The sequence below is a fragment of the Ferdinandcohnia sp. SAFN-114 genome, assembly GCF_059415045.1.
In genome coordinates this window covers 1-22656 of the sequence record NZ_JBPFDQ010000035.1, presented here as the reverse complement: position 1 = coordinate 22656, position 22656 = coordinate 1, and the positions used below count along the sequence as shown (strand labels likewise).

Below are 22656 nucleotides of genomic sequence, written 5' to 3'. Positions count from 1 at the left end.
AAATATTTTCATACTTCATTGCGGCTTAAAAGCACTATTTATACAGTGCTTATATCAAATATCAACTATGAATTACTCCAAAAAAGTGGAGGTAAACGATTACCTCCACTAACCTAAATTTTTTCTATCTATAAGATAGGTAAGGAGGAAAAGTGTGATAAAGGTAGCTTCGGATTTAAAGGGAATTGCAACGAAGTACAATGCAGCCGATCGATTTATTGAAAAAAATGTACGAAACGGGCTAGGGGAAAAAATAGCCATTATTAGTGGAGATGAACAAGTCTCTTATCAAGAACTTCTTAATCGTGTGAATCAATTTGGTAACGCTCTCAAGAAGTTGGGTGTTGAAAATGAAAACCGTATGCTGATGGTTATGCATGACACCGTTGAGAATATTGTATCCTTTTATGGGGCGATAAAAATTGGTGCACTTCCAATCCCCTCTAACACCATGTTACAGCCAGTGGATTATGAATATCTATTAAACCACAGTCGCTCGAAGGTGCTTGTTATTCACGAGGATCTTTGGAGCAAAATTAAGGCAAATAGAGAACGATTTGTCTTCCTTCAGCATGTTATCGTCGTCACAGAAAACACGACAGTAGATACAAATGAAATTGATTACTATGAACTGGTAAATGGTGCTTCAACAGAGCTAGAGTCGTTTTTGTCAGTCAAGGATGACCCTGCATTCTGGCTATACAGTTCTGGTAGCACTGGAAATCCCAAAGGTGTTATTCACCATCAACGAAGCATGGAAGCAGCATATAACACGTACGGGAAACAAGTTTTGGGGATAAATGAAAATGATGTTACCTTTTCCGCTTCAAAGCTCTTTTTTGCGTATGGGCTTGGAAATGGGATGTACTTCCCATTAGGAGCTGGAGCAACAACAGTTTTATTAAAGGATCGTCCTACGCCTGATAAAGTGTTTGAAACACTTGAAAAGACAAAACCAACGATCTTTTTTGGTGTTCCAACACTTTATGGTAGTTTGATTAACTATGTTGAGCGTACAGGAAAAATTCCTGACTTATCATCAGTAAGAGTATGTGTATCTGCTGGTGAGGCGCTCCCTGATACATTTGTGAACAAATGGAAGCAACTCTTTAATCTTGATATTCTGGATGGTATTGGATTAACAGAAGCACTACATATTTTTATTTCGAATCGGGTTGGAGATATTCGTCCTGGAAGCACAGGGAAGCCTGTTCCTGGATATGAGGCGAAAATTGTCAACGATAATTTTGTGGAAGTAGAACCGAATGAAGTTGGCGACTTAGTTATTAAAGGGGAAAGCCTAACTGGTGGTTATTGGGCAAATATCGCTGAAAATCAAAAAAAGCTCAAAGGTGAGTGGATGTATACAGGAGATAAATATTACAAGGATGAAGAGGGATATTTTTGGTATTCAGGGCGTTCAGATGACATGCTGAAGGTAGGCGGAATCTGGGTTTCTCCAATTGAAGTAGAATCAACTCTACTCAAACATGACTCCGTTCTAGAAGTCGCAGTAATTGGTGTCAAGACAGAGGATAATCTAGATCTTCCAAAAGCATGTATTGTCCTTAAAGAAGGGGTTGCTCCATCAGAAGAATTGAAAGCCGAATTAAAAGCTTATGTAAAAGCTAACTTAGCCCCTTACAAATATCCTAGGATTATAGAATTTATGGATGAAATTCCTAAAACAGCTTCTGGGAAGATGCAACGTTTTAAATTAAGACTCTAACTAATTGTTTCGGACGCGGAAGTATAATTAACGTAATAAATAAAAAAACGCTAAATTCAACTAAAGAAAAAGAATTTGTTTATTATTATAATACTGAATTTGTGGTATGTATTGGCTAAATAGAGGTCGTGTTGGTATTAAAGACGGAAATTGTAAGTCTTTATTCCAACCCTCCTCCATTTTTTTTGCATGAATTTACGGCGAAATTTATTACGTTTTTTTTATGGAAGTTGAAAATATGTATTGAATATTTAGATAGTTGTAACTATAATAATATTCAAAATACTAAGAATTCTAGAGAGGAGGTATCCATACATAATCCAAAAGTCCTGTTAGTTTAAAAAAATGTATAGCAAAGAGGGTCAGTATTGAATGCGTTTCCATTAAAGGGAGGGTTACCTATGAAACTAGTAAAAAGAAATTGGTTGATCATGTTGGCATTTGTTCTATTGCTCTCAGCATGTAGCTCAGGGGCAATCAGTACAACTACAGAAAATAACAAAAAAGAAGAAAATGCGGAACCAACAACAACTGATTCTTCAAGTGACGAGCCAATTAAAATTGGTGCTTTACTTCCTTCAACAGGTGTATATGCTTCACTTGGGGAAAATGTTAAGAATGGTATGGAGCTCTATTTTGATGAAATTGGTTGGGAAGTCGCTGGTAAGAAAATTGAGATTGTTCATGAAGATACGGAGGCAGACCCACAAGTTTCCTTACGTAAGCTTCGTAAGTTAATGGAGCAGGACAAAATTGACATTTTAACTGGTCCAATCAGTACCGCAGTAGCTTATGCGATTCGTGACGAGGTTGATAAGAACAAATTACCTTTCCTTGTTTCTCATGCTGGAGGAAATGATTTAACAAGAACAAAGCGTAGTGATTATATCTGGCGCTCGTCTTTCTCGTCCTACCAAATTGGACACTCTATGGGCCAATGGGCGTATGACAATATTGGTGGAAAAATCTATTTAACAGCTGCTGACTATGCCTTTGGTCATGAAGCTACGGCAGCATTTAAGGATGCTTATACGGCAGCAGGTGGAGAAATTGTTGAGGAAGTATTCGCTCCACTTGGAAATAACGATTTCTCTTCTTACCTAGCAAAAATGAATCGAGATGATATTGATGGGATCTATGCATTCTTTGCGGGTACAGATGCGATTCGCTTCGTTCAACAATACGAGCAATATGGATTAAAAGGCAAGATTCCTTTAATTGGTTCTGGATGGCTTACTGCTGAAGATACTCGTCCACAACAAGGAACTGCTCCTGAAGGCATCATTGCTTCAATCTTCTGGGATTATAGCTTAGATACGCCTGAAAACAAAAAGTTCGTTGAAGCGTATGAAGCGAAGTACGATGCTAGACCAAGTATTGAATCAGCAGAAGGATATGATGCCGCTGCGATTATGGCAAAAGCGATTGAAGCATTAAACGGTGATGTTTCAGACCCTGATAAACTAGTAGAAGAAATTTCAAAGGTTGAACTGGATAGCCCAAGGGGACCAATCAAGTTTGACCCAGAAACTCATCAAATTATCCAAAACTTATATATCGTAGAAACGTACCTTGATGGTGACAAGACGGAAAATAAAGTAATCGACACAGTACCAGAAGTTGTTGACCCAGGAAAATAAGCAAATAAGAAAAGAAGGAGGCAAGGTAACGAGTGTTGCCTCCTTCTTTTCTAGTTACCTAATATATTATTACTATTTTAACGAAATTTTCCGTGTCTAGTTCCAACGCATTACCAGTTTTCATCATGAATAGGCTTTTGGGAGAATTTTGCGAAAAGCTTTGCTTTGAGCAGCTTGAGGTCTTATAACCTGTTCCAAGAAAAGTCAAAGAGCGACTTTTTTGGTACAGAACATTAGCTTGTCCGGGCAGAGCAAGGCGCTTACACACTTCGGATTGGGAGGAAAGGAATGGATACATTAGTCTTGCAATTGATGAATGCGCTAAGCTACGGGTTTCTCCTATTCATTATCACATGTGGGATAAGTCTCGTCTTTGGTATTTTAGGAGTATTAAATTTAGCGCATGGTTCCCTATATTTATTAGGATCTTACATGGGTTATTCAATCGTTGTAAAGTCAGGATTACCATTTTGGGTTGCACTCTTGGTTGTACCTTTTATTATTGCAGTTATCGGATTGATTTTAGAAGTAATTCTACTTCGTCCTACCTATAAACTTGGCCATCTTTCCCAAGTATTGTTGACCTTTGGTCTTGCGTATATCTTTCATGATCTCTTCTCCATTATTTGGGGGAAAAACATCATGACCGTAACCCCACCAGCTTTCCTAAGCCAATCGGTCGAAGTGATGGGGAATATGATCCCATCATATCGTCTAGCTTTAATTGTAGTTGGAATCATCATCGCCGTAGCCCTTTGGTATACCCAGGAGAAAACAAAATGGGGTGCAGTTATCCGCGCAGGTTTATCTGATAAGGAGATGGTTGGTGGGCTAGGAATCAACATTCACCTCGTCTTTACACTCGTATTTTTCTTTGGAAGCTTCCTAGCAGGAATTGGTGGGGTACTTGGCTCCCCAATCCTAGGGGTAGCCCCTGGAATGGAATTTAATATCCTCATTTTATCCCTTGTTGTTCTCGTTGTAGGAGGACTTGGGTCGGTAAGCGGAACGATTGTTGCGAGCCTTTTAGTGGGTATGGTTGAAACATTTAGTCGTTTCTATGTCCCAGAACTAAGCTTAATCATTACATTTGCATTGATGGCTGCTGTATTAATTATCCGTCCGCAAGGATTGATAGGAAGGAGGGCATAAATGGGCAAACAGTGGATTAAAGGAAGCGTATTATTTTTATTAATGGTTGCTGCTCCATTTTTTGTTTCTCTCTATTACGTAAACATTTTTACGGAAATCTTGATTTTTGGGATATTCGCAATTAGTTTAAATATCCTAGTTGGTCAGACTGGATTGGTATCCTTAGGTCATGCTGCATTTTTCGGTGCTGGTGCCTATGCAACGGGTCTTGCGGCAAGTCATTTATCTACAAATGTGTTTCTAACGATTGCAATTGGAATGCTGCTTGCCTTTTTATTAGCCATTTTAATCGGCTTTGTATCAACTAAGGCACACGGTTTTTACTTTTTGATGCTAACACTTGCATGTTCCCAGATGGTTTACTCCATCATTTATCAATGGACAGATGTAACGGGTGGATCAAATGGATTGTCAGGAATTCCTGCTCCAAGCCTGTTTGGAGATTTTCTACTATCAAATCAAGTGTTTATCTATTACTTTGTATTAGTCGTATTTGCAATAGTTATGATCGTGGTTAACAGACTTCTTCATTCCCCACTTGGGTACGTCTTCATTGGAATAAAAGAAAATGAAGACCGAATGAAATCGATTGGCTATAACACAACCTTCTATAAAAACATTAGCTTTTTGATTGCTGGTACTTTGGGTGGATTGGCTGGAAGTTTATATGTGTTTTTCAATGGCTTCGTAGCCCCAACAGATGTGTACTGGACAGTGTCTGGTTCGGTACTGATCATGGTGCTAGTTGGAGGAGCAGGAACACTTTGGGGACCTGTTATTGGAGCGGCATTCATCGTTGTGTTGGAGACAATTATTAGTTCTTACACAGAAAGCTGGATGATGATTATTGGTACTGCCTTCATCCTATTTACGATCTTTGCTCCTTCCGGAATTGCAGGGCTGTTCTCTAATCTGACAGGGAGAATTTTTAAGACAAGGCCAAAACCTGTAGTGGAAGATTATGTCGAGCAAGCGATAGAACCAATTAAACAGCAATCAAAAATAAATGGATAGGGGGGAAAGTGATGACTACAATTCTTTCCATTCAAAATCTATCAAAGCACTTTGGTGGGTTAAAAGTAATTGAAGATATTACGTTGGATGTGACAGTTGGAGAACGTGTGGGATTAATTGGTCCAAACGGCGCTGGTAAGACAACCTTTTTCAATATGATCGCCGGAGACTTGAACCCGACAGGTGGAACAATTGCCTATTATGACCGAGATATTACAAAGGTACCAAACTATAAAAGGACAGAAAGTGGAATAGTGCGAACGTTCCAGAAGAACAATCTAATGTTTGGATTAACGGTGAAAGAGAATGTTCTCCTTGTTTTACAGAAAATGAGGAAAGAGCATACGCATTGGTGGAAGAAGGTAAGTCCCAAAAATTATCAAGCATTGCATGAAGAAACGGATGCCCTTTTACAGGAATGGAATCTTGATCAGTACAGCGATACAAAGGTACAAGAGCTATCTTATGGTGTGCAGAGACAAATTGAAATTGTCATGGCGATTGCTGGAAAGCCAAAGATTCTACTGTTAGACGAACCAACAGCAGGAATGTCACAGGTTGAAACCGACCAGATTATTGCTCTAATTAATAAGTTACCAAGAGAAGTAACGATTTGTATGATTGAGCATGATATTGATGTGTTGTTCGGTAATATGGACCGAGTGATTGTCCTACATACAGGAAAACTAATTGCAGATGGTACACCAGAAGCGGTTCGCGAAAATGAAGAGGTTAAGGAAATTTACCTAGGGCGGGAGGAGGCTGCACATGCTTAAGTTGAAAGATGTTAATAGCTTCTATGGCTCAAGTCACATCCTTCATGGAGTGAACCTTGAAGTGAAAGAAGGCCAAGTTGTTACCCTTTTAGGAAGAAATGGTATGGGTAAGACAACAACCATGCATTCAATTATTGGCTTTGTAAATAAAGTACAAGGTGAAATCTTGTTTGAAGGTAAAAATATTGCCTCTCTTCAAAGTCATCAAATTGCTAGAAAAGGGATTGGGATTGTTCCCCAAGGGAGAAGAATATTTCCGAACCTAACCGTAACAGAAAATTTAACCGTTTTCGCTGATTTGAAAAAAGGAGATTGGAATCTAGAGAAGATTTTTCACTATTTTCCGCGCTTAAAGGAACGTGAAAAATCTCATGCTGGCACCTTAAGTGGAGGGGAACAATCGATGTTATCTATCGGAAGAGCATTGATGAGAAATCCAAAAATCTTATTGCTTGATGAACCTACCGAAGGATTGTCACCCTTAATGGTCAGTGAAGTGATGGATGTCCTTTTAAAATTAAAAGAATCCGGAATGTCGATGCTGCTAGTAGAACAAAATATCTCAACTGCCTTGAGAATAGCAGATGATGTTTATATTTTAAGTAAAGGAAAAGTAGTTTACCACGACAATCCCGAAGAACTAAAAAACAATATGGATATCGCGTATCAACATCTCGCGTTAAGCAGCTAACAATAGCCCTTCCCATTCCCGGGAATGGGCTATTTATTTTCATTTCCTATAAATAGTAAAAAAACATTTGGTAAAGACTACTAGTGGTGATGAAAATGCCTTGTAAATCGAATGATGAATTAAAGGAATTAGTGAAAGAAGCGCGCCAAATAACAAAGAATGGGCGTGTAGCAGATTATATACCCGCACTTGGGAAAGCAAACCCGAATGACCTGTCTATTGCAATCAACTTTCCTGATGGACGTTGCTTTTCCGCAGGAGATATTGAAAAAAAAATCTCGTTACAAAGTATCTCCAAAGTCGTATCTCTTGCTCTCGTTTTGATGGATAGGGGTAAACAGTATGTTTTTGAGCGTGTTGGAATGGAGCCGACTGGTGACCCGTTTAACTCGATTGGAAAGCTAGAAACAATGGTTCCCTCAAAACCACTAAACCCAATGATTAATGCAGGTGCACTTGCAGTTACCCACATGATAAAAGGGGACACTGTGGATGAGAGATTTCGTCGATTACTAACATTCATTCGTGAATTAGCAAACAATGACACTATCCATTACAATGAGGAAATTGCGCAGTCTGAATATGAAACGGCACATCTTAATCGAGCCTTATGTTATTTTTTAAAACAACATCAAATCATTGATGAAAACGTAGAAGAGCTCATTGATCTTTATACAAAACAATGTGCAATCGAAATGAATTGCCTGGATTTATCTAGAATAGGTGTTGTTTTTGCTCTTGATGGTATCGATCCGGATACGGGTAAACAAATAATGCCGAAAAATGTAGCACGCATTTGTAAAACATTTATGGTGACTTGTGGCATGTACAATGCTTCTGGTGAATTTGCCATAAAGATCGGGATACCAGCAAAAAGTGGTGTATCCGGTGGGATAATGGGGGCTGTTCCAGGAAAATTTGGGATTGGAATATTAGGTCCCGCCTTAGATGAAAAGGGAAATAGTATAGGTGGAATAAGACTTCTTGAGCTCCTATCTAAAACCTATAACCTTAGTATGTTCTAGGAGTATCCAAACTGAGATACTTTTTATTGCAATCCAAAAAGTCGTGTTATAAGATATATCTTATGGCTAAATAAAACAGTAGTATAAAATTATGAACTTAACGTCTAATGCGGGGGGGAGTTTAATGGATTTTTCCGAAAAACAAGTACGCCCTCAATACGGTATTCTTGCCGTCTTGATGGTTGGTGCCTTTATTTCATTTTTAAATAATACATTATTAAATGTCGCGTTACCTTCAATTATGACGGAATTAAAGGTTGACCCATCGACAGTGCAGTGGTTAACCACGGGCTTTATGCTAGTCAGTGGTATCTTAATTCCGACTACAGCCTTTTTAATCGAAAAATATACCGTTCGCCGATTATTTATCGTAGCAATGGGATTATTTACTATTGGTACGATTCTTTCTGGTACCGCCCACGTATTTTCTATCCTCCTAGCAGGTAGGATGATCCAAGCATCAGGTTCGGCAATTATGATGCCGCTACTTATGAATGTAATGTTGGTAAGTTTCCCTGTTGAAAAAAGGGGAACAGCAATGGGGGTTTTCGGATTAATCCTCATGTTCGCACCGGCGATTGGGCCAACACTCTCGGGTTGGATTATTGAACACTATGATTGGAGAATGCTTTTCCACTTCATCACACCAATTGCAGCTATCGTGTTCATTCTTGGCTTTATCATGCTGAAGGATAGAAAGGAAAAAGTAATCCTAAAACTGGACTTTTTCTCATTAATATTATCAAGTATAGGATTTGGTGGATTATTATATGGATTTAGTTCTGCCGGTAATATGGGGTGGGGAAGTCCGGTTGTATATGGATCCATTATAATTGGAATAATCTCGCTAACTTGGTTTATTATCCGTCAATCAAAGCTTGATATTCCAATGCTTAATTTTGGGGTCTATCGTTATCCGATGTTCGCGTTGGCTTCAGTGATTACAATGGTTGTTAATATGGCCATGTTTTCAGGGTTTTTATTGCTTCCAATCTATTTGCAAACGATCTTAGGAATTTCTCCTATGAATACTGGACTTTTACTTTTACCTGGAGCGGTATTAAATGCATTTATGTCACCTATCAATGGACGTTTATTTGATAAATTTGGCGGACGCATTTTGGCAACCATGGGATTGGCCATCACAACGGTAACTACCTATCTATTCAGCCAGCTTACCTTTGATACTTCCTATATGTATCTTATGATTTTACATGCGGTGAGAATGTTTGGTATGTCCATGGTCTTTATGCCAGTTTCAACAAATGGATTAAATCAGTTACCGCGAAACTTATACCCACATGGTACAGCTGTTAATAATACATTAAATCAGGTTTCAGCTGCCATTGGTACAGGATTTTTAATTACATTGATGTCACTAAGAGAAGAGTCATCTGCAGCAAATTTACTAAAGAATATTCAAGGGCAGCCTACAGAGGCACAAGCTTTACAAATTCAATTACAAGCCATGCTTGAAGGAATTAATTTCACATTTTTCGTTTCAACCTTCTTAATACTTCTTGCTTTTATCCTCGCGTTCTTTATCAAACGGGCGAAACAGGAAGAAGATATTACGGGTAAGAAAAAACCTAAGCAAGGAGTCCAGCCTTCATTAGCAAAGAATTAAAAAAAGGAGAAATCGTCCAATTGGATTGATTTCTCCTTTTTAATTTCCTTTTATTGCAGGTATTTTTATTTTGACAGTGAATTCCTCGTCTTTACATACAAAGTCCAAAAATCCAGTTGCATCATCGACAACATCGTGAATCAACTTTGTACCAAGTCCTTCGTGACCATCACCTTTAGTCGTTTTTCCGAAGCTTTCAAACAAATGATCCAAGATGGACGCTGGAATTGGAAGTGTACTATTTTTACATGTTAAAATATACAAGCCACTCCGCTTATAAAATTGCAAAGTAAGGAAGGATTGGCTTTTATGCTCCTTTTGCCATTCTTCACACGCGTCAATACTATTGGATAGGAGATTTCCAATCAAGGTAACAATTTGCTGATCAGACAAAGGTAAGGATGAAAGTGGCAAATCAAAATCATATACAATTGCAATATCAAGTGCCCTTGCTTTGCGATACATTTGATGGAGAATACCTGCTACCACACCACGCTCACCTTTTATCGAAAGGTTTGTTTCTTTATAGCCCTCAACCAATTCATCCAAATAGTGTTTTGCTTCCTCGTTCTTTCCATTTTCAAGCATAAAATGCATGGCGGAAACATGCTTTAAAAACTCATGCCGTTCACTTCGAACGACTCGAAAGGTTTCATTGAATTGAGCACGTTGTTCATCAAAATGTTTGGCCTCTTCTAATAGAGTATTCAATTTTTTTGAAATTGAAAGTCGTGATAAAAATGCATAAAAGCATAAACCCCCCAATACCACGATTGTTCCCCAATAAAGCATTATCAAGTATTACGCCACCTTAAAAATAATTTTGTTGTAAAAAGTCTACTTTTTCTTTTGTAATCATTGCCTGTTCTTCGATGCCTTCGAAAGTGACAATATATGAGTTCTTCGCATAAAGCGAAAAGTTTTTTACGTAGTGAATATTGATGATAAACGACCGGTGTGATCGAATGAAGTCTCTTTCTCGTAATTCTCCCTCGAGCTCACCTAGCGTTTGATAGGTTTTAATCGGTCCTGATTTTGTATAAATGGTCGTTGAACGCCCAGAACGTTCAATAAAAATAATATCCTTCTTTTGAAGAATGTGGATTTCATTTTTTTGTTTTAAATAAAGTCTTCCATGAATTTCTGCCGACTTTGTTTTTTCGAGTAATCGCTCAATTGATTGTACTAAACGTTCTCTCGGATAGGGCTTCATAATATAATCATGCACATTTAGTTCAAATGCATGAACAGCATAGCCACTATTTCCTGTTACAAAAATTACTGAAATATTCAGTGCATGCGTGTGAATAATATCGGCAAGTTCATAGCCTGATAAATTCGGCATCTCAATGTCAGCAATCAACAAATCGATTTCCTCTTTTTTGATTTGTTCATAGGCTTCCTCGGCGGATAATGTAGAGAAGATAACCTCAATATCTGGAATGCCAGTTACAATTGCTTTTAATTTATCCAAATCAATCAAACGGTCATCTACAAGACCAACCTTCATTTTCAAATCTACCTCTCATAACCAACATTAAAATATTAATTTCCAAATATAGTATCTTTCTATTTTAACACCTTTAAAGGAAAATTTGACCTTTTCGCGACAAAAAAAGGAACATTCGCGACATAACTAGAGATTTTCTTAAAAAGGATGGCTATGATATAGACATAAGAACAAGACGAGGTGGAAAAAATGATCGAAATTAACGAAGTGACAAAAAGATTCAAAGATAAAAAGACTTCTATAACAGCATTAAAACATGTGAAATTTACTGTTGAAAAAGGGCAAGTTGTTGGATTGCTAGGAGAAAATGGTGCGGGAAAAACAACTCTTCTGCGAACCATTGCGACTTTACTAACTCCGACGGAGGGAAATGTTAAAGTGGCAGACTATGATACACAAAAAAATCCAGAGGAAGTAAAAAAGAGAATCGGAGTATTATTCGGTGGTGAGACCGGATTGTATGATCGGCTCACTGCACGAGAAAATCTAGAATATTTTGCAGCCCTTTATGGATTAAGCAAGCATGAAACGAAAGTAAGAATTGATGAACTAGCCCGGATGTTTGGTATGCGAGATTACTTGAATCGTAAAGTAGGTGGGTTCTCAAAAGGAATGAGACAGAAAGTAGCAATTGCGAGAACACTCATTCATAATCCAGACATCATCCTCTTTGATGAGCCAACGACCGGGTTAGATATTACGTCATCAAATGTGTTCAGACAACTTGTTCATCAGTTAAAACGTGATGGTAAGACAATTATTTTCTCTAGTCATATTATGGAGGAGGTTTCCATGCTTTGTGATTCAGTCGCAATGATGCATAAGGGAGAACTCGTCTATCATGGTGATTTAGATGAGCTTTATAAATCAGAAGGAAGCAAGGATTTGAATTATATTTTCATGAGTAAACTTGTTAGGGGGAACGAAACATATGCTTCGTAAGATATATTTGAAAGAATTAAAAGATTGCTTTCGCGATCGTCGAACATTAATACTAACTGTCTTATTACCAATTATCATGATGTCCGGAATGACATTTTTCTATGAAAATATGATTTCAGATGGCGAAGGTGATACGTTCCAACTTGCAGTTGAGGAATCTTCCATGATTGAAGCAGAAAGGGTACTTTTAGGAGTAGAGAACGTTGAGCTTATTGAATCGTCTAACCTAGAACAATCCATTCAGGACGGTGATGCACAAGTAGGGTTGGAATTAACACCAAATTTCGTTGAGGCTACACAAAATGGAGAGGAGGCAACGGTCACTCTAGTTGGGGATTCATTTAGTCAAAAGTCTACTCAATTAAATGCGATTATCTTAAATGCCTTAACCGTTTTTGAGAAAACAGTGGTTGTCGGGAACCTTCAGGAAGGCGGAATCGATCCTTCTATTATGCAACCATTTACGATTAAACAACAAGAAATGACAAATGAAGATCCAAATGTTGACATGCTTGCATTTTTGATTCCATTAATCTTATCAATTGCAATCGGAGTTGGTTCAGGTCCTTCTGCAGCAGATTTATTTGCTGGTGAAAAAGAAAAGAAAACAATGGAAGCCCTGTTAATGACCCCTGTTAAGAGATCTACCTTGCTGCTTGCAAAATGGTTAACGATTGCAACAATTGGGGCGGTAATCGGCATTATCACATTGGCTGTAGTTGCATTGGAGATTAGTTTGTTAACTGAAAATCTTAAAAATGCTGTATCATTTGGAAATGACGCTTATTTAATTATTGGAATCGGAATTTTACTTTCAGTGATTTACGCTGCGTTTACCGCATCATTAATTATGACTACAAGTATAGTCGCGAAGACGATCAAGGAAGCAGGAAGCTATAGCAGCCCTGTAATGATGATTGCCATGTTCCCTGCAATGATTATAGTAGGGGTAGGAGTGAATGAACTTACAAATTATCACTTCGCTGTGCCAATTATGAATTTATTTACTTTATTAAAAGAATTAATGTTTGGAATTATTGACTATGAACATATTCTACTAGCTTTTGGCAGCAACATCGCTTGTATGATTATCTTCTTTGCTATTGGTCGTATCTTGTTTATGAAAGATAAATGGGTAATGAACTAGTAAGGAAACTGCCAACCCTTTAGGGGCTGGCAGTTTTTTATACGTCCTGTGCGTATCTCTCATCAGGAATTTTTGTAAGTGTGACATACAAACTTACATTTTCTGAACCATCATTTACAAAGCTTAAGTTCTCGTCCCCATTACAAACGATCACATCGTTCTTGTTCACTTTTACTACTTGTTCATCAATTGTAAAGGTACCTTCACCTGAGAGTACTAATAGATAAACATTTGATCCTGGGTGCTTGTGGGCAGGTAGGGCTTGATTGGGCATGAAATTTAACAAAAAGACAGTACTACCGCCTCCTTTGGAGATGATGCGCTTTGTAAGTCTTTCCTCGTTATATTCAATAAACTGATCGAGTATTTCTTTCTTCATTCGAATCGCCCCTTTTGAATTTTTCTACTTTATATATCCATTATAATGTAGGAATAAAAGGTAGACTGTGATAAATATCATGGTCTATAAATGAGAGGGTTTAAACTGTTATACAACAATAATATTGAGTTGTCTATACACTTGAATTATAATTCTTAATATAGAGAATTTTCTAAATGAAGAAGGGGGAATGTATGTGCAGGCTTTTGCAGATTGGTTGAATGGTATCCTTTGGAGCCCGGTAATGATTTATGGAATGCTTGGTGTGGGACTTTTATTTTCAATTTTAACTCGTTTTTTACAGGTAAGGCACATCAAAGATATGACATCCCTAATGTTCAAAGGGAAAAGCTCTGATGCAGGGGTTTCATCTTTCCAAGCATTGGCTGTCTCACTATCAGGTCGTGTTGGAACAGGTAACATTGCTGGAACGGCTACCGCTATTGCATTTGGTGGACCAGGTGCCGTGTTCTGGATGTGGGCAATTGCCTTTATTGGGGCAGCAACTTCATTCATTGAATCGACATTAGCGCAGATTTACAAAGAAAAGCAAGACGGTCAATATCGTGGTGGACCAGCGTATTACATAGAAAAAGGAATCGGCTGGAAATGGTATGGAGTTATCTTTGCTCTTGCAGCCCTTCTAGCAATGGCATTTCTAATGCCAGGAATCCAATCAAATTCGATTGCAGCTGGATTGGACAACGCATTTGGGATTAATAAATGGGTAACTGCAGCTATTTTGGTTGTATTAATCGGTGCCATTATTTTTGGTGGTATTAAGAGAATAGCGAACGTTGCACAGTATGTGGTACCATTTATGGCTATAGGTTATATTATCATGGCAATTATTATCATGCTTATGAATATCGGTCAATTGCCAGCTGTAATTGCTTTAATTTTTAAAAGTGCTTTTGGAGCAGAGCAGGCATTTGGCGGAATAATCGGGATGGCAATCTCTTGGGGAGTAAAACGTGGTATTTACTCAAATGAAGCTGGTCAAGGTACAGGACCACATGCGGCTGCGGCTGCGGAAGTATCCCATCCTGCTAAACAAGGTTTAGTTCAAGCCTCTGCTGTCTACATTGATACTTTATTGGTTTGTTCAGCAACTGCGTTTATGATTTTGTTTACAGGAATGTATAATGTACAAGCGGATGATGGTGCATTTATTGTAAATAATTTAGGAGAAACAGTTGAAGCGGGGCCGGCGTTCACACAGGCAGCCGTTGAAACTGCACTTCCTGGATTTGGTGCAGGCTTTACAGCGATTGCTTTATTCTTCTTCGCCTTTACAACGATTATGGCGTATTACTATATGGCAGAAACAAATATCGCATATTTAATAAGAGGTAGAGATAGCAGGGTAGCCATGTTTGTCTTAAAAATTGTTTTATTAGGATCAATGACATACGGAACTGTGAATGAGGCGAAGCTTGCTTGGGCTTTTGGTGATATTGGCTTAGGTTTAATGGTTTGGTTGAATGTAATTGCCATTCTGATCCTAGCAAAACCAGCATTAGTAACATTAAAGGACTACGAGAAGCAACGCAAGGCGGGACTTGATCCAGTCTTTAATCCAGAAAAACTTGGAATTAAAAATGCTGACTATTGGGTGAATGATTATAAGCATGAAGATAATCCTTCAGGCTCGTTAGCAGAAAACGATAAGTCATTCCCAGGATAAAAGGTGAAAGGGACCAAAACATGTTTATGCTTGGTCCCTTTTTTATTATGCATAAGAAATAATCATGCCTCTCCTACCCGCGTAAGTACCCATTGTTGCACCCATATAATTTAGAATGACTTCTTTTGGATGAAACTGGGCAATAATTTCATTTTTTAACGCCTCAGCTTCCTCAAGGTTACCTGTGTGGGTGATTCCAAAAATGGTTTCAGAGAAATCCTTTTTTGAGTCTTTGATTATTTCCATTAATCGTTTTTGGCTTTTCTTTTTCCCTCAGATTTTTTCAAGAGTTTCTACGGTGCCGCCATCTCCTCTTTGTAATAAAACCTTTATATTTAATAGCTTTGCAAGAGAGCCTTGAAATTTGCTTAATCGACCGCCTTTCACTATATTCTCGATTGTATCAAGCAAAATGAAGATATTCATGTTTTCTCGGTATTTGGTAAGGATTGCGACGATTTCCTCCATTGAATGTCCACTTTCAGCTAGTTCAGCAGCTTTTATAATTTGTATACCATGCCCTAAAGAGCCAGCTAAAGTATCAAAGACAGTCACTTTATTTTTAGTAAGTCCCTTTGCTATGATTGCCGATTGATAGGTGCCACTTAATCCAGATGAAATTGTCAAACATAGAATCTCTGAATTAACTGGGAACTTGGAATACGCTTCTCCAAAAACAGCTGGAGATGGCTGAGAAGTCCTTGGTAGTTCGGCAGACGCAAACATTTTTTTAAAGAATTCTTTTGGTGTTATATCAACACCTTCTCTATAGTCAACACCTTCAATCGAAACGTTCATGGGAACAACTGTTATTTTATATTTTTCTAGCAACTCATTTGGAAGATCCGCTGAGCTATCAGTTACAATTTTTATCACCATAAATCCCTCACAATAATAATTAACTCTTATTTTAAGTATATCATTTCCAAATAAAATTCTACGTTTTCAACACTTCGAGCTGTTTTATAAAATAAAAGAATTCAAATCTATGCCATTCTAGTTTAGAATTAGACATATACACAAATTGAGCATGTATAAGGATGGTCTATTATGTCTGAAGAAAATATCACGAGGATCGAATTAGATGGTAAGGAATACATATTAATTGGAACTGCTCACGTTTCAAAACATAGTGCTGAACAGGTTAAGGAAGTTATTGAAGCGGAAAAACCTGATTCGGTTTGTATTGAGCTAGATGAACAAAGATATCAATCCATGATGGAAGGCAACAAATGGAAGGAAATGGACATCTTTAAGGTCATCAAAGAGAAGAAGGCTACCTTGCTTCTCATGAACCTAGCAATTTCCTCATTCCAAAAGCGAATGGCTAGTCAATTTGGAATCAATGCTGGGCAAGAAATGATGCAGGGAATCGAGTCAGCGAAAGAAGTAGATGCCGAATTAGTTTTGGCAGACCGAAACATTCAAATTACATTCTCACGCATTTGGAATGCAGTCGGGTTCACAGGAAAAATGAAATTATTAATGTCTATTATTTATAGTATTTTCAGCAACGAGACGATTACTGAAGAAGAACTGGAAAAAATGAAATCCAAGGATATGCTGAATTCAATGCTAACTGAATTTTCAACGAGCTTTCCAAAATTAAAAACGCCACTAATTGATGAGCGTGATCAGTATTTGGCACAGAAGATCAAACATGCTCCAGGAGAAAAAGTAGTAGCCGTACTTGGGGCAGCACATGTTCCTGGAATAAAGGAAGAAATTAAAAAAGAACACGATTTGAAGAAGCTTACACAGTTGCCGCCTAAATCAAAAGCCCCTAAAATTATCGGTTGGGCAATTCCGATTTTAATAGTGGCCATTATTGCCTATACCTTTATTGCCAACCCAGAAGCGGGCTTGCAACAAACCCTAAGTTTAGTCTTATGGACGGGTTCATTTTCCGCTATCGGAGCAGTGATTGCTCTAGGTCATCCACTTACAATTGTGACTGCATTTTTTGCAGCACCAATTGGAGTCATGCATCCCTTAATTGCAGCGGGTTGGATAGCAGGTTTTGTACAAGCTTTCCTACGCCGTCCTAGCGTGAAGGACTTTGAAACACTTTCAACAGATGTTTATAGTGTAAAAGGCTTCTGGCATAACAAAGTAACACGGATTTTATTAATTATTGTTTTGTGTAACCTTGGAACATCTCTCGGCTTATTTATTGGTGGCGCAGATGTTGTGAGATTATTTATTAAAAATTTATAATACACAAAAAGACCTGTTCAATCCCGAACAGGTCTTTTTAGTATGCGAATAAATCAACTAAGAATGGCGTGAAGTGAATCATAAAAAGCATAGGTGATTCTGAGAGCATGAGCGGAAAAAGGAGAGAGTGAGTCGGTAACGAGTGGTGATTCTGACAGCATGAGCTGAAAAAGGAGGGAGTGAGTCAGAAACGAGGGCTAATTCTGACAGAACGAGAGGAAGAAAGAGAGAGTGAGTCGGAAATCAGTGGTGATTCTGACAGCATGAGGGGAAGAAAGAGAGAGTGAGTCGGAAATCAGTGGTGATTCTGACAGTACGAGGGGAAGAAAGAGAGAGTGAGTCGGAAATCAGTGGTGATTCTGACAGCATGAGCTTAAAAAGGAGAGAGTGAGTCGGAACTCAGTAGTGATTCTGACAGAACGAGGTGAATCAGCAGGGAGTGAGTCGGAAATCAGTGGAGATTCTGACAGCACGAGCTAGAAAAAGTAGGAAGAGAGTCCAATAAGGCAATTCCAATTCGTACTATCTTACTCGAGTTATCCTCTAAAATATATTATTCCACAAAATATAAGAAAAGTAGCGTGAGATAGTCTCACGCTACTTGATATGTTGCATTTTTTTTTGAAAAATCAGAACTAATTATTAGTTGACACCCTTCATGAACTTATGAATCTTTGGTGATACGAATAATAGGATAATACCTAATACAATAGATGCCCCACCAATTACTCCAAAGTAAGTCATTTCTGTTTCAGGTGTATAGAATTTAACAAGTTGTGCGTTAAGTGCTTGTGCAGCAGCATTTGAAAGCATCCATAAACTCATCATTTGAGCTGTGAAGGCTGCAGGTGCTAATTTTGTTGTAGCGGAAAGTCCGACAGGTGAAATTAATAATTCCCCAATAACAACAATGAAATAACTTAGCACTAACCAAAGTGGATTAACTAATGAATCTGTTCCACCAAAATATGCTGGTAATAAAATTACAAGGAAAGAAAGACCGGCAAAAAGCAAACCTAATGAAAACTTTTTCGGAACAGAAGGTTGACGATCTCCAAGCTTTACCCATAGCCATGCAAATACAGGCGCAAAAATAATAATAAATAATGGGTTTAATGATTGGAACCAAGCTGGAGAAATATCAAAGCCAGCAAATTGTAATTGTGTTCGTGTATCAGCATAATTGGCAAGAATTGTTGCTCCTTGTTCTTGAATGGACCAGAACATAACGGCAGCTAAGAATAAAGGAATATACGCTAATACTCTTGAACGCTCAACATCTGATGTTTTTGAGCTACGATACATCGTAACAAAATAAATAGTAGGAATTAAGAAACCAAGAATACCAATAAGTGCGATAAATGAATCAAATGTTAGGAAACCGGCTGGAATTCCAACTGCTATTAAAATTGCAACTATAACTATACCAACAGCAATCTGTGTATACACTTTTTTCTTTTCATTTGGTGCAAGTGGATTTGGAACAATTGTACCTGCAAGACCAAGATTCTTTTTCTTTGTGAAAACAAAGAATAGTAATCCAAAGAACATACCGATCGCAGCAATTGCGAAGCCCCAATGGAAATTATGCTTTAATCCAATTTCACCTACGATAAGAGGAGAAAGGAATCCACCGAGGTTAATACTCATATAGAAGATACTAAATCCTGCATCACGACGTGTATCTTTTTCACTATAAATTTCCCCAACAACACTAGAAACGTTTGGTTTTAGTAAACCTGTACCAAGGACAATCAGAACCATTGACACAAAGAATAGTGAGATGTTACCAGGAATTGCAAGTGCAATATGACCTAGCATGATTAAAATACCACCATAAAATACCGCTTTAGAAGTACCGAAGATACGGTCTGCTAACCATCCACCGATAACCCCTGACATATAAACAAGTGACCCATAAATCGACATAATCGCCATAGCTGTATGTTGATCAAGTCCAAGTCCTCCATCAGATACTTCATAATACATATAGAATAATAGGATGGCTCTCATACCATAATATGAGAATCGCTCCCAGAATTCCGTGAAGAAAAGTGTGAATAGTCCTTTAGGATGTCCGAAGAATCCCTTTTGAGGAACACTGTCCACAATTTTCTGTCTATTATAGTCTGACATAACATAACCTCCAAGATAGTATATTGGTATAATAATTGAAATTGTTACACTATGTCAAACATAAGAAAATTCTGAGTTGGTCCAATATTTTATAAGGTTTTAAATCTTAGGTTAAATAAAAAGCTTTTTGGAATCATTATATTGATAAAAATAAACAGATTGCGTTTGCAATCTGTTTAATGTTTCCATTGAAGGATAAATTCACTATTATTTATGGTGTGATTTATAAAGAATGTATAATAATGCCAATAATACAATATCAAGTCTTACAGCAAAGGCAAATTGTAGAAAGCCTGTATGCAGAACGGGAATTTTAACTAAAAGGATTGCTGCAAGGATAATGATAAGTAATGGAATCGATGCTTTTTTAACTTCCTTATTAATAGTAAGAAGGATCCCACAAACAATTTCAAGAATAGCGACAATATACATGATGAGTTCGGGTGCAGGTAATGGTAGATTTAGAAAGACAGAGCTTAGTTCACTGCTAAGAAGTTTCATTGTCCCAGATGTAATAAATACAAATGCTACTACATAGCGTATTAGTTTCATAGTAGAAAATGTTTGGTTCATTTTTCTCCCTCCTTTTCTATAACTCTATGGTTGGAGAGGACAAACTATTCTCAAGGAAAGGGCATAAATAATATATAGACGAAAAGTAGTAAAGATGAACCTATTTAAGCTATATGAATAAAATAGGCAAAAGACATCTATAGATAGGAGGTTTGTCTTTTGTCTGTAAATTACAGAGTACGACCAACTGGAATAATTGCTTATACTTCAAGCCGTGGCGGGAGCTATGATATATGGCTTTTTTATCTTCAAAATGGAAATCGGGTTAAACTAACAAACGGATTAGCTGATTCCTTTTCAAAGCCTATATGGTCAGGTGATAATCGAAGAATTGCTTTTGTAGGGAAAAATCGGATCGTATATGTCATTGACCTTTCTACTGGCGGAATCGCGGCTATTGACCAAATCGGTCCAAATGAGGACATTACACTTGATTGGTCTCCAAATCATAGGATATTAGCCTATACAACGCGAAATCACATTATGATGTATGATGTATTGACTCATCGAGCAACAAGTATTTCAGAGCCTAGTGCATCAGATGCTCAGTGGTTCCCAAGTGGGCAAGAGCTATTGTTTCAAGGAGTAGATCCTTCAGGAAACCAGCAATTATACCGTATAGCGGCAAATGGATCTGGGAGGAGACAAATTACAAATAATACAGAAGGGCCATTAAATGAGGTTTCACTTTCACCAGACGGAACATTTGTCCTTTATACAACACCAGGAGCTAGTATATCACTTATCCGTACAGTGGAGTTGACATCAGGTCAGGTGTACGAAATTCAAGGTGGAGAACAAGCAAAAAATTTTTATCCAACATGGTCCCCGAACTCTCAGATGATAGCATTCAGTGCGACTGCTTATAGGGAAGGAACAGGATATTATAATCAAATTCGCGTAGTAGGAAAACGTGGTGACAATGAACGAATTCTTTCAACATCTTCTTGCTTTTCAACACCTGTTACATGGTCCCAAGATTCCCGAACTATTGCCTATTTATCTGGTTGCTCAGAACAAGAATTTGCAACTGAAATGTGGTTGGTAGGTATACAAAGTCCAAATCCTATCATCCTTACGAGGGAACCTCAAATTGTAAATCTAAGCTGGTCTTCAGGGAATGTTCCTCCTACAGGCGGGGTTTATACAAATGAAACGTATAGAGTGCGGTTCCAATATCCATCGCACTGGTACCAGGTAAATACGGAGAGATATGAGGGAGCGGATGGTTTCTTTCAAATTTCAGCAATTGGTGGTGGGGATGATATTCATGAAGTGTGTAGGGGAGAAGCCTTTCACAAGTTGATGCCATATGGCTCGTCACCTCGCATTTTCCAGACTAGAATTCGTGGGCAAGAGGCTTGTCTGATCTATCCATCTTCAGACCAACCACCTGAAATGAACCGCCAGGCAGCTGCAATAGTCAGATATCCTACCCCAGTTCAAATTGAAGGTTCAACCTATAATTACTTCATTTTATGGGCGGATGAAGCTCATCTGAATTCGATTGCAAGAACCATTTCGTTTATATAAAAAAAAGCTGCAACACTTGGTTGCAGCTCCTTTTACAATTGGCGTAATTTTCTTGATAGGGTGCTAATCTCATCCTCGATTTCTGCGATTTGCCGTTCCAATGGTGAGATATTGCCATTCACAGAATCTAACTTTTCCAAATCATTTTGAAGACGTACATAGTCTAATTTTAGCTCGCGAATTTTGTATTCAAGTTCTTTCTTATCCATTAATTGTCCCCATTTCTCAAGTTTTTTTCATTATAACATTGAGAAAGAGGATTTGCTCTATTTAACCTCACTAGGTTCTGGAACGCGGGTTAACACGATAAAACCAATGATGAAGAGGATAACTAAGCTGAAAACACCCATATTGGAATGACCTGTGATTTGAGCGGTTACCCCGACTAGTAACGGACCCATAATGGAAGCGAACTTTCCAAAGATATTATAAAACCCAAAAAACTCATTTGCCTTTTGTTTAGGGACAAGCTTCGCAAAATAAGAGCGGCTTAATGCCTGAATCCCACCCTGAGAAGTAGCGACAAGCATGGCGAGGATCCAAAAATCAAGAGTCGTTTTTAGGAAAAAAGCATACACACAGACAATGATATAAACGAAAATGCCGACATACAACATTTTTTTACCAGTGAATTTCTGTGCCAACCGACCATAAAGTATCGCGAATGGTGCAGCCACAACTTGTGTTACAAATAATACAATTAATAAATTTGTTGCATTGATTCCAAGGTCTGTTCCATATGCGGTTGACATGGAAATAACCGTACCAACTCCGTCGATATAAAAGAAGTAGGCCACTAAGATGAACTGACCTAGCCAAATGAGACATATATAAAACACCTATCCATATTAAATTTAACACTTTTTCATTAATTTGAT

At 37.9% G+C, this 22656-nt stretch carries 19 protein-coding genes and 2 pseudogenes; 13 read left to right on the top strand and 8 right to left on the bottom strand.

What is annotated here, in order from left to right; all coding sequences use genetic code 11:
* The first annotated feature begins 154 nt into the window (after nt 1-154).
* From ACR65M_RS12790 to ACR65M_RS12755, 8 genes are all read left to right on the top strand, one after another.
* Nucleotides 155-1729 carry a benzoate-CoA ligase family protein gene (locus ACR65M_RS12790; RefSeq protein ID WP_341332745.1) on the top strand — a complete coding sequence of 525 codons (1575 nt, stop codon included), beginning with the start codon at nt 155-157 and terminating at the stop codon, nt 1727-1729.
* 401 nt (nt 1730-2130) lie between these two features.
* Complete coding sequence (locus tag ACR65M_RS12785) at nt 2131-3369, top strand: ABC transporter substrate-binding protein (protein WP_341332744.1); 1239 nt, start codon at nt 2131-2133, stop codon at nt 3367-3369.
* Between the two features lie 288 nt (nt 3370-3657).
* A complete protein-coding gene (locus ACR65M_RS12780) occupies nt 3658-4521 on the top strand; it encodes an ABC transporter permease subunit (protein ID WP_121447842.1) in 864 nt (287 codons plus the stop codon).
* Nucleotides 4522-5535 (top strand): branched-chain amino acid ABC transporter permease, encoded by a 1014-nt coding sequence (locus ACR65M_RS12775; RefSeq protein WP_440273481.1) that lies wholly within the window; start codon nt 4522-4524, stop codon nt 5533-5535. It begins immediately after the preceding gene.
* A gap of 11 nt (nt 5536-5546) precedes the next feature.
* Nucleotides 5547-6311: an ABC transporter ATP-binding protein gene (locus ACR65M_RS12770; RefSeq protein ID WP_440273480.1), complete on the top strand. Its 765-nt coding sequence runs from the start codon at nt 5547-5549 to the stop codon at nt 6309-6311.
* Complete coding sequence (locus ACR65M_RS12765) at nt 6304-7002, top strand: ABC transporter ATP-binding protein (protein ID WP_099364063.1); 699 nt, start codon at nt 6304-6306, stop codon at nt 7000-7002. The genes ACR65M_RS12770 and ACR65M_RS12765 overlap by 8 nt, the downstream gene beginning before the upstream one ends.
* A 95-nt stretch (nt 7003-7097) precedes the next feature.
* Nucleotides 7098-8027, top strand: coding sequence for a glutaminase A (glsA, locus tag ACR65M_RS12760; protein ID WP_440273493.1), 930 nt, complete (start codon nt 7098-7100; stop codon nt 8025-8027).
* A gap of 124 nt (nt 8028-8151) precedes the next feature.
* Nucleotides 8152-9654, top strand: coding sequence for a DHA2 family efflux MFS transporter permease subunit (locus ACR65M_RS12755; RefSeq protein ID WP_440273479.1), 1503 nt, complete (start codon nt 8152-8154; stop codon nt 9652-9654).
* Nucleotides 9655-9693: 39 nt separating this feature from the next.
* Here the strand turns inward: ACR65M_RS12755 and ACR65M_RS12750 are convergent, their stop codons facing one another.
* Together ACR65M_RS12750 and ACR65M_RS12745 are read right to left on the bottom strand one after the other, a co-directional pair.
* Nucleotides 9694-10446, bottom strand: a complete 753-nt coding sequence (locus tag ACR65M_RS12750; protein WP_440273492.1) for a sensor histidine kinase — start codon at nt 10444-10446, stop codon at nt 9694-9696.
* 19 nt (nt 10447-10465) lie between these two features.
* Complete coding sequence (locus ACR65M_RS12745) at nt 10466-11164, bottom strand: LytTR family transcriptional regulator DNA-binding domain-containing protein (protein WP_121447847.1); 699 nt, start codon at nt 11162-11164, stop codon at nt 10466-10468.
* Between the two features lie 189 nt (nt 11165-11353).
* On the opposite strand from ACR65M_RS12745, the gene ACR65M_RS12740 reads away from it, so the two are divergent.
* Together ACR65M_RS12740 and ACR65M_RS12735 are read left to right on the top strand one after the other, a co-directional pair.
* Nucleotides 11354-12106: an ABC transporter ATP-binding protein gene (locus tag ACR65M_RS12740; RefSeq protein ID WP_341332735.1), complete on the top strand. Its 753-nt coding sequence runs from the start codon at nt 11354-11356 to the stop codon at nt 12104-12106.
* Nucleotides 12096-13253, top strand: a complete 1158-nt coding sequence (locus tag ACR65M_RS12735) for an ABC transporter permease (RefSeq protein WP_341332734.1) — start codon at nt 12096-12098, stop codon at nt 13251-13253. Before ACR65M_RS12740 ends, ACR65M_RS12735 begins: the two co-directional genes overlap by 11 nt.
* A 37-nt stretch (nt 13254-13290) precedes the next feature.
* On the opposite strand, the gene ACR65M_RS12730 is transcribed toward ACR65M_RS12735, so the two are convergent.
* Nucleotides 13291-13632 carry a cupin domain-containing protein gene (locus tag ACR65M_RS12730; RefSeq protein ID WP_341332733.1) on the bottom strand — a complete coding sequence of 114 codons (342 nt, stop codon included), beginning with the start codon at nt 13630-13632 and terminating at the stop codon, nt 13291-13293.
* A gap of 196 nt (nt 13633-13828) precedes the next feature.
* Between ACR65M_RS12730 and ACR65M_RS12725 the strand changes: the two genes are divergently transcribed.
* Entirely contained in the window at nt 13829-15319 is a 1491-nt protein-coding gene (locus ACR65M_RS12725) for an amino acid carrier protein (RefSeq protein WP_494776424.1), read from the top strand.
* 45 nt (nt 15320-15364) lie between these two features.
* Here the strand turns inward: ACR65M_RS12725 and ACR65M_RS12720 are convergent.
* Nucleotides 15365-16195 (bottom strand): annotated as a pseudogene (locus tag ACR65M_RS12720) (DegV family protein).
* A 174-nt stretch (nt 16196-16369) separates the two neighbouring features.
* On the opposite strand from ACR65M_RS12720, the gene ACR65M_RS12715 reads away from it, so the two are divergent.
* Nucleotides 16370-17536, top strand: a complete 1167-nt coding sequence (locus ACR65M_RS12715; RefSeq protein ID WP_341332731.1) for a TraB/GumN family protein — start codon at nt 16370-16372, stop codon at nt 17534-17536.
* Between the two features lie 642 nt (nt 17537-18178).
* Here the strand turns inward: ACR65M_RS12715 and ACR65M_RS12710 are convergent.
* Both ACR65M_RS12710 and ACR65M_RS12705 read right to left on the bottom strand, forming a co-directional pair.
* The gene (locus ACR65M_RS12710; RefSeq protein ID WP_341332730.1) at nt 18179-19672 is read right to left on the bottom strand and encodes a peptide MFS transporter; all 1494 of its coding nucleotides are present in this window, start codon (nt 19670-19672) and stop codon (nt 18179-18181) included.
* 207 nt (nt 19673-19879) lie between these two features.
* Nucleotides 19880-20245, bottom strand: a complete 366-nt coding sequence (locus tag ACR65M_RS12705; protein ID WP_440273478.1) for a DoxX family protein — start codon at nt 20243-20245, stop codon at nt 19880-19882.
* A gap of 159 nt (nt 20246-20404) precedes the next feature.
* On the opposite strand from ACR65M_RS12705, the gene ACR65M_RS12700 reads away from it, so the two are divergent.
* A complete protein-coding gene (locus tag ACR65M_RS12700) occupies nt 20405-21778 on the top strand; it encodes a TolB family protein (RefSeq protein WP_440273477.1) in 1374 nt (457 codons plus the stop codon).
* A gap of 32 nt (nt 21779-21810) precedes the next feature.
* On the opposite strand, the gene ACR65M_RS12695 is transcribed toward ACR65M_RS12700, so the two are convergent.
* Entirely contained in the window at nt 21811-21987 is a 177-nt protein-coding gene (locus ACR65M_RS12695; RefSeq protein WP_341332727.1) for an SE1832 family protein, read from the bottom strand.
* 57 nt (nt 21988-22044) lie between these two features.
* A pseudogene (locus ACR65M_RS12690) lies at nt 22045-22578 on the bottom strand (MFS transporter); the annotation flags it as partial.
* Nucleotides 22579-22656 lie beyond the last annotated feature (78 nt).

Coding starts and splice junctions, on each gene's coding strand:
- ACR65M_RS12730 (WP_341332733.1), bottom strand. CDS start 13,632: ATGAAGAAAGAAATACTCGATCAGTTTATTGAATATAACGAGGAAAGA.
- ACR65M_RS12705 (WP_440273478.1), bottom strand. CDS start 20,245: ATGAACCAAACATTTTCTACTATGAAACTAATACGCTATGTAGTAGCA.
- ACR65M_RS12695 (WP_341332727.1), bottom strand. CDS start 21,987: ATGGATAAGAAAGAACTTGAATACAAAATTCGCGAGCTAAAATTAGAC.
- ACR65M_RS12745 (WP_121447847.1), bottom strand. CDS start 11,164: ATGAAGGTTGGTCTTGTAGATGACCGTTTGATTGATTTGGATAAATTA.
- ACR65M_RS12750 (WP_440273492.1), bottom strand. CDS start 10,446: ATGCTTTATTGGGGAACAATCGTGGTATTGGGGGGTTTATGCTTTTAT.
- ACR65M_RS12740 (WP_341332735.1), top strand. CDS start 11,354: ATGATCGAAATTAACGAAGTGACAAAAAGATTCAAAGATAAAAAGACT.
- ACR65M_RS12710 (WP_341332730.1), bottom strand. CDS start 19,672: ATGTCAGACTATAATAGACAGAAAATTGTGGACAGTGTTCCTCAAAAG.
- ACR65M_RS12735 (WP_341332734.1), top strand. CDS start 12,096: ATGCTTCGTAAGATATATTTGAAAGAATTAAAAGATTGCTTTCGCGAT.
- ACR65M_RS12780 (WP_121447842.1), top strand. CDS start 3,658: ATGGATACATTAGTCTTGCAATTGATGAATGCGCTAAGCTACGGGTTT.
- ACR65M_RS12770 (WP_440273480.1), top strand. CDS start 5,547: ATGACTACAATTCTTTCCATTCAAAATCTATCAAAGCACTTTGGTGGG.
- ACR65M_RS12755 (WP_440273479.1), top strand. CDS start 8,152: ATGGATTTTTCCGAAAAACAAGTACGCCCTCAATACGGTATTCTTGCC.
- ACR65M_RS12765 (WP_099364063.1), top strand. CDS start 6,304: ATGCTTAAGTTGAAAGATGTTAATAGCTTCTATGGCTCAAGTCACATC.
- ACR65M_RS12775 (WP_440273481.1), top strand. CDS start 4,522: ATGGGCAAACAGTGGATTAAAGGAAGCGTATTATTTTTATTAATGGTT.
- glsA (WP_440273493.1), top strand. CDS start 7,098: ATGCCTTGTAAATCGAATGATGAATTAAAGGAATTAGTGAAAGAAGCG.
- ACR65M_RS12715 (WP_341332731.1), top strand. CDS start 16,370: ATGTCTGAAGAAAATATCACGAGGATCGAATTAGATGGTAAGGAATAC.
- ACR65M_RS12785 (WP_341332744.1), top strand. CDS start 2,131: ATGAAACTAGTAAAAAGAAATTGGTTGATCATGTTGGCATTTGTTCTA.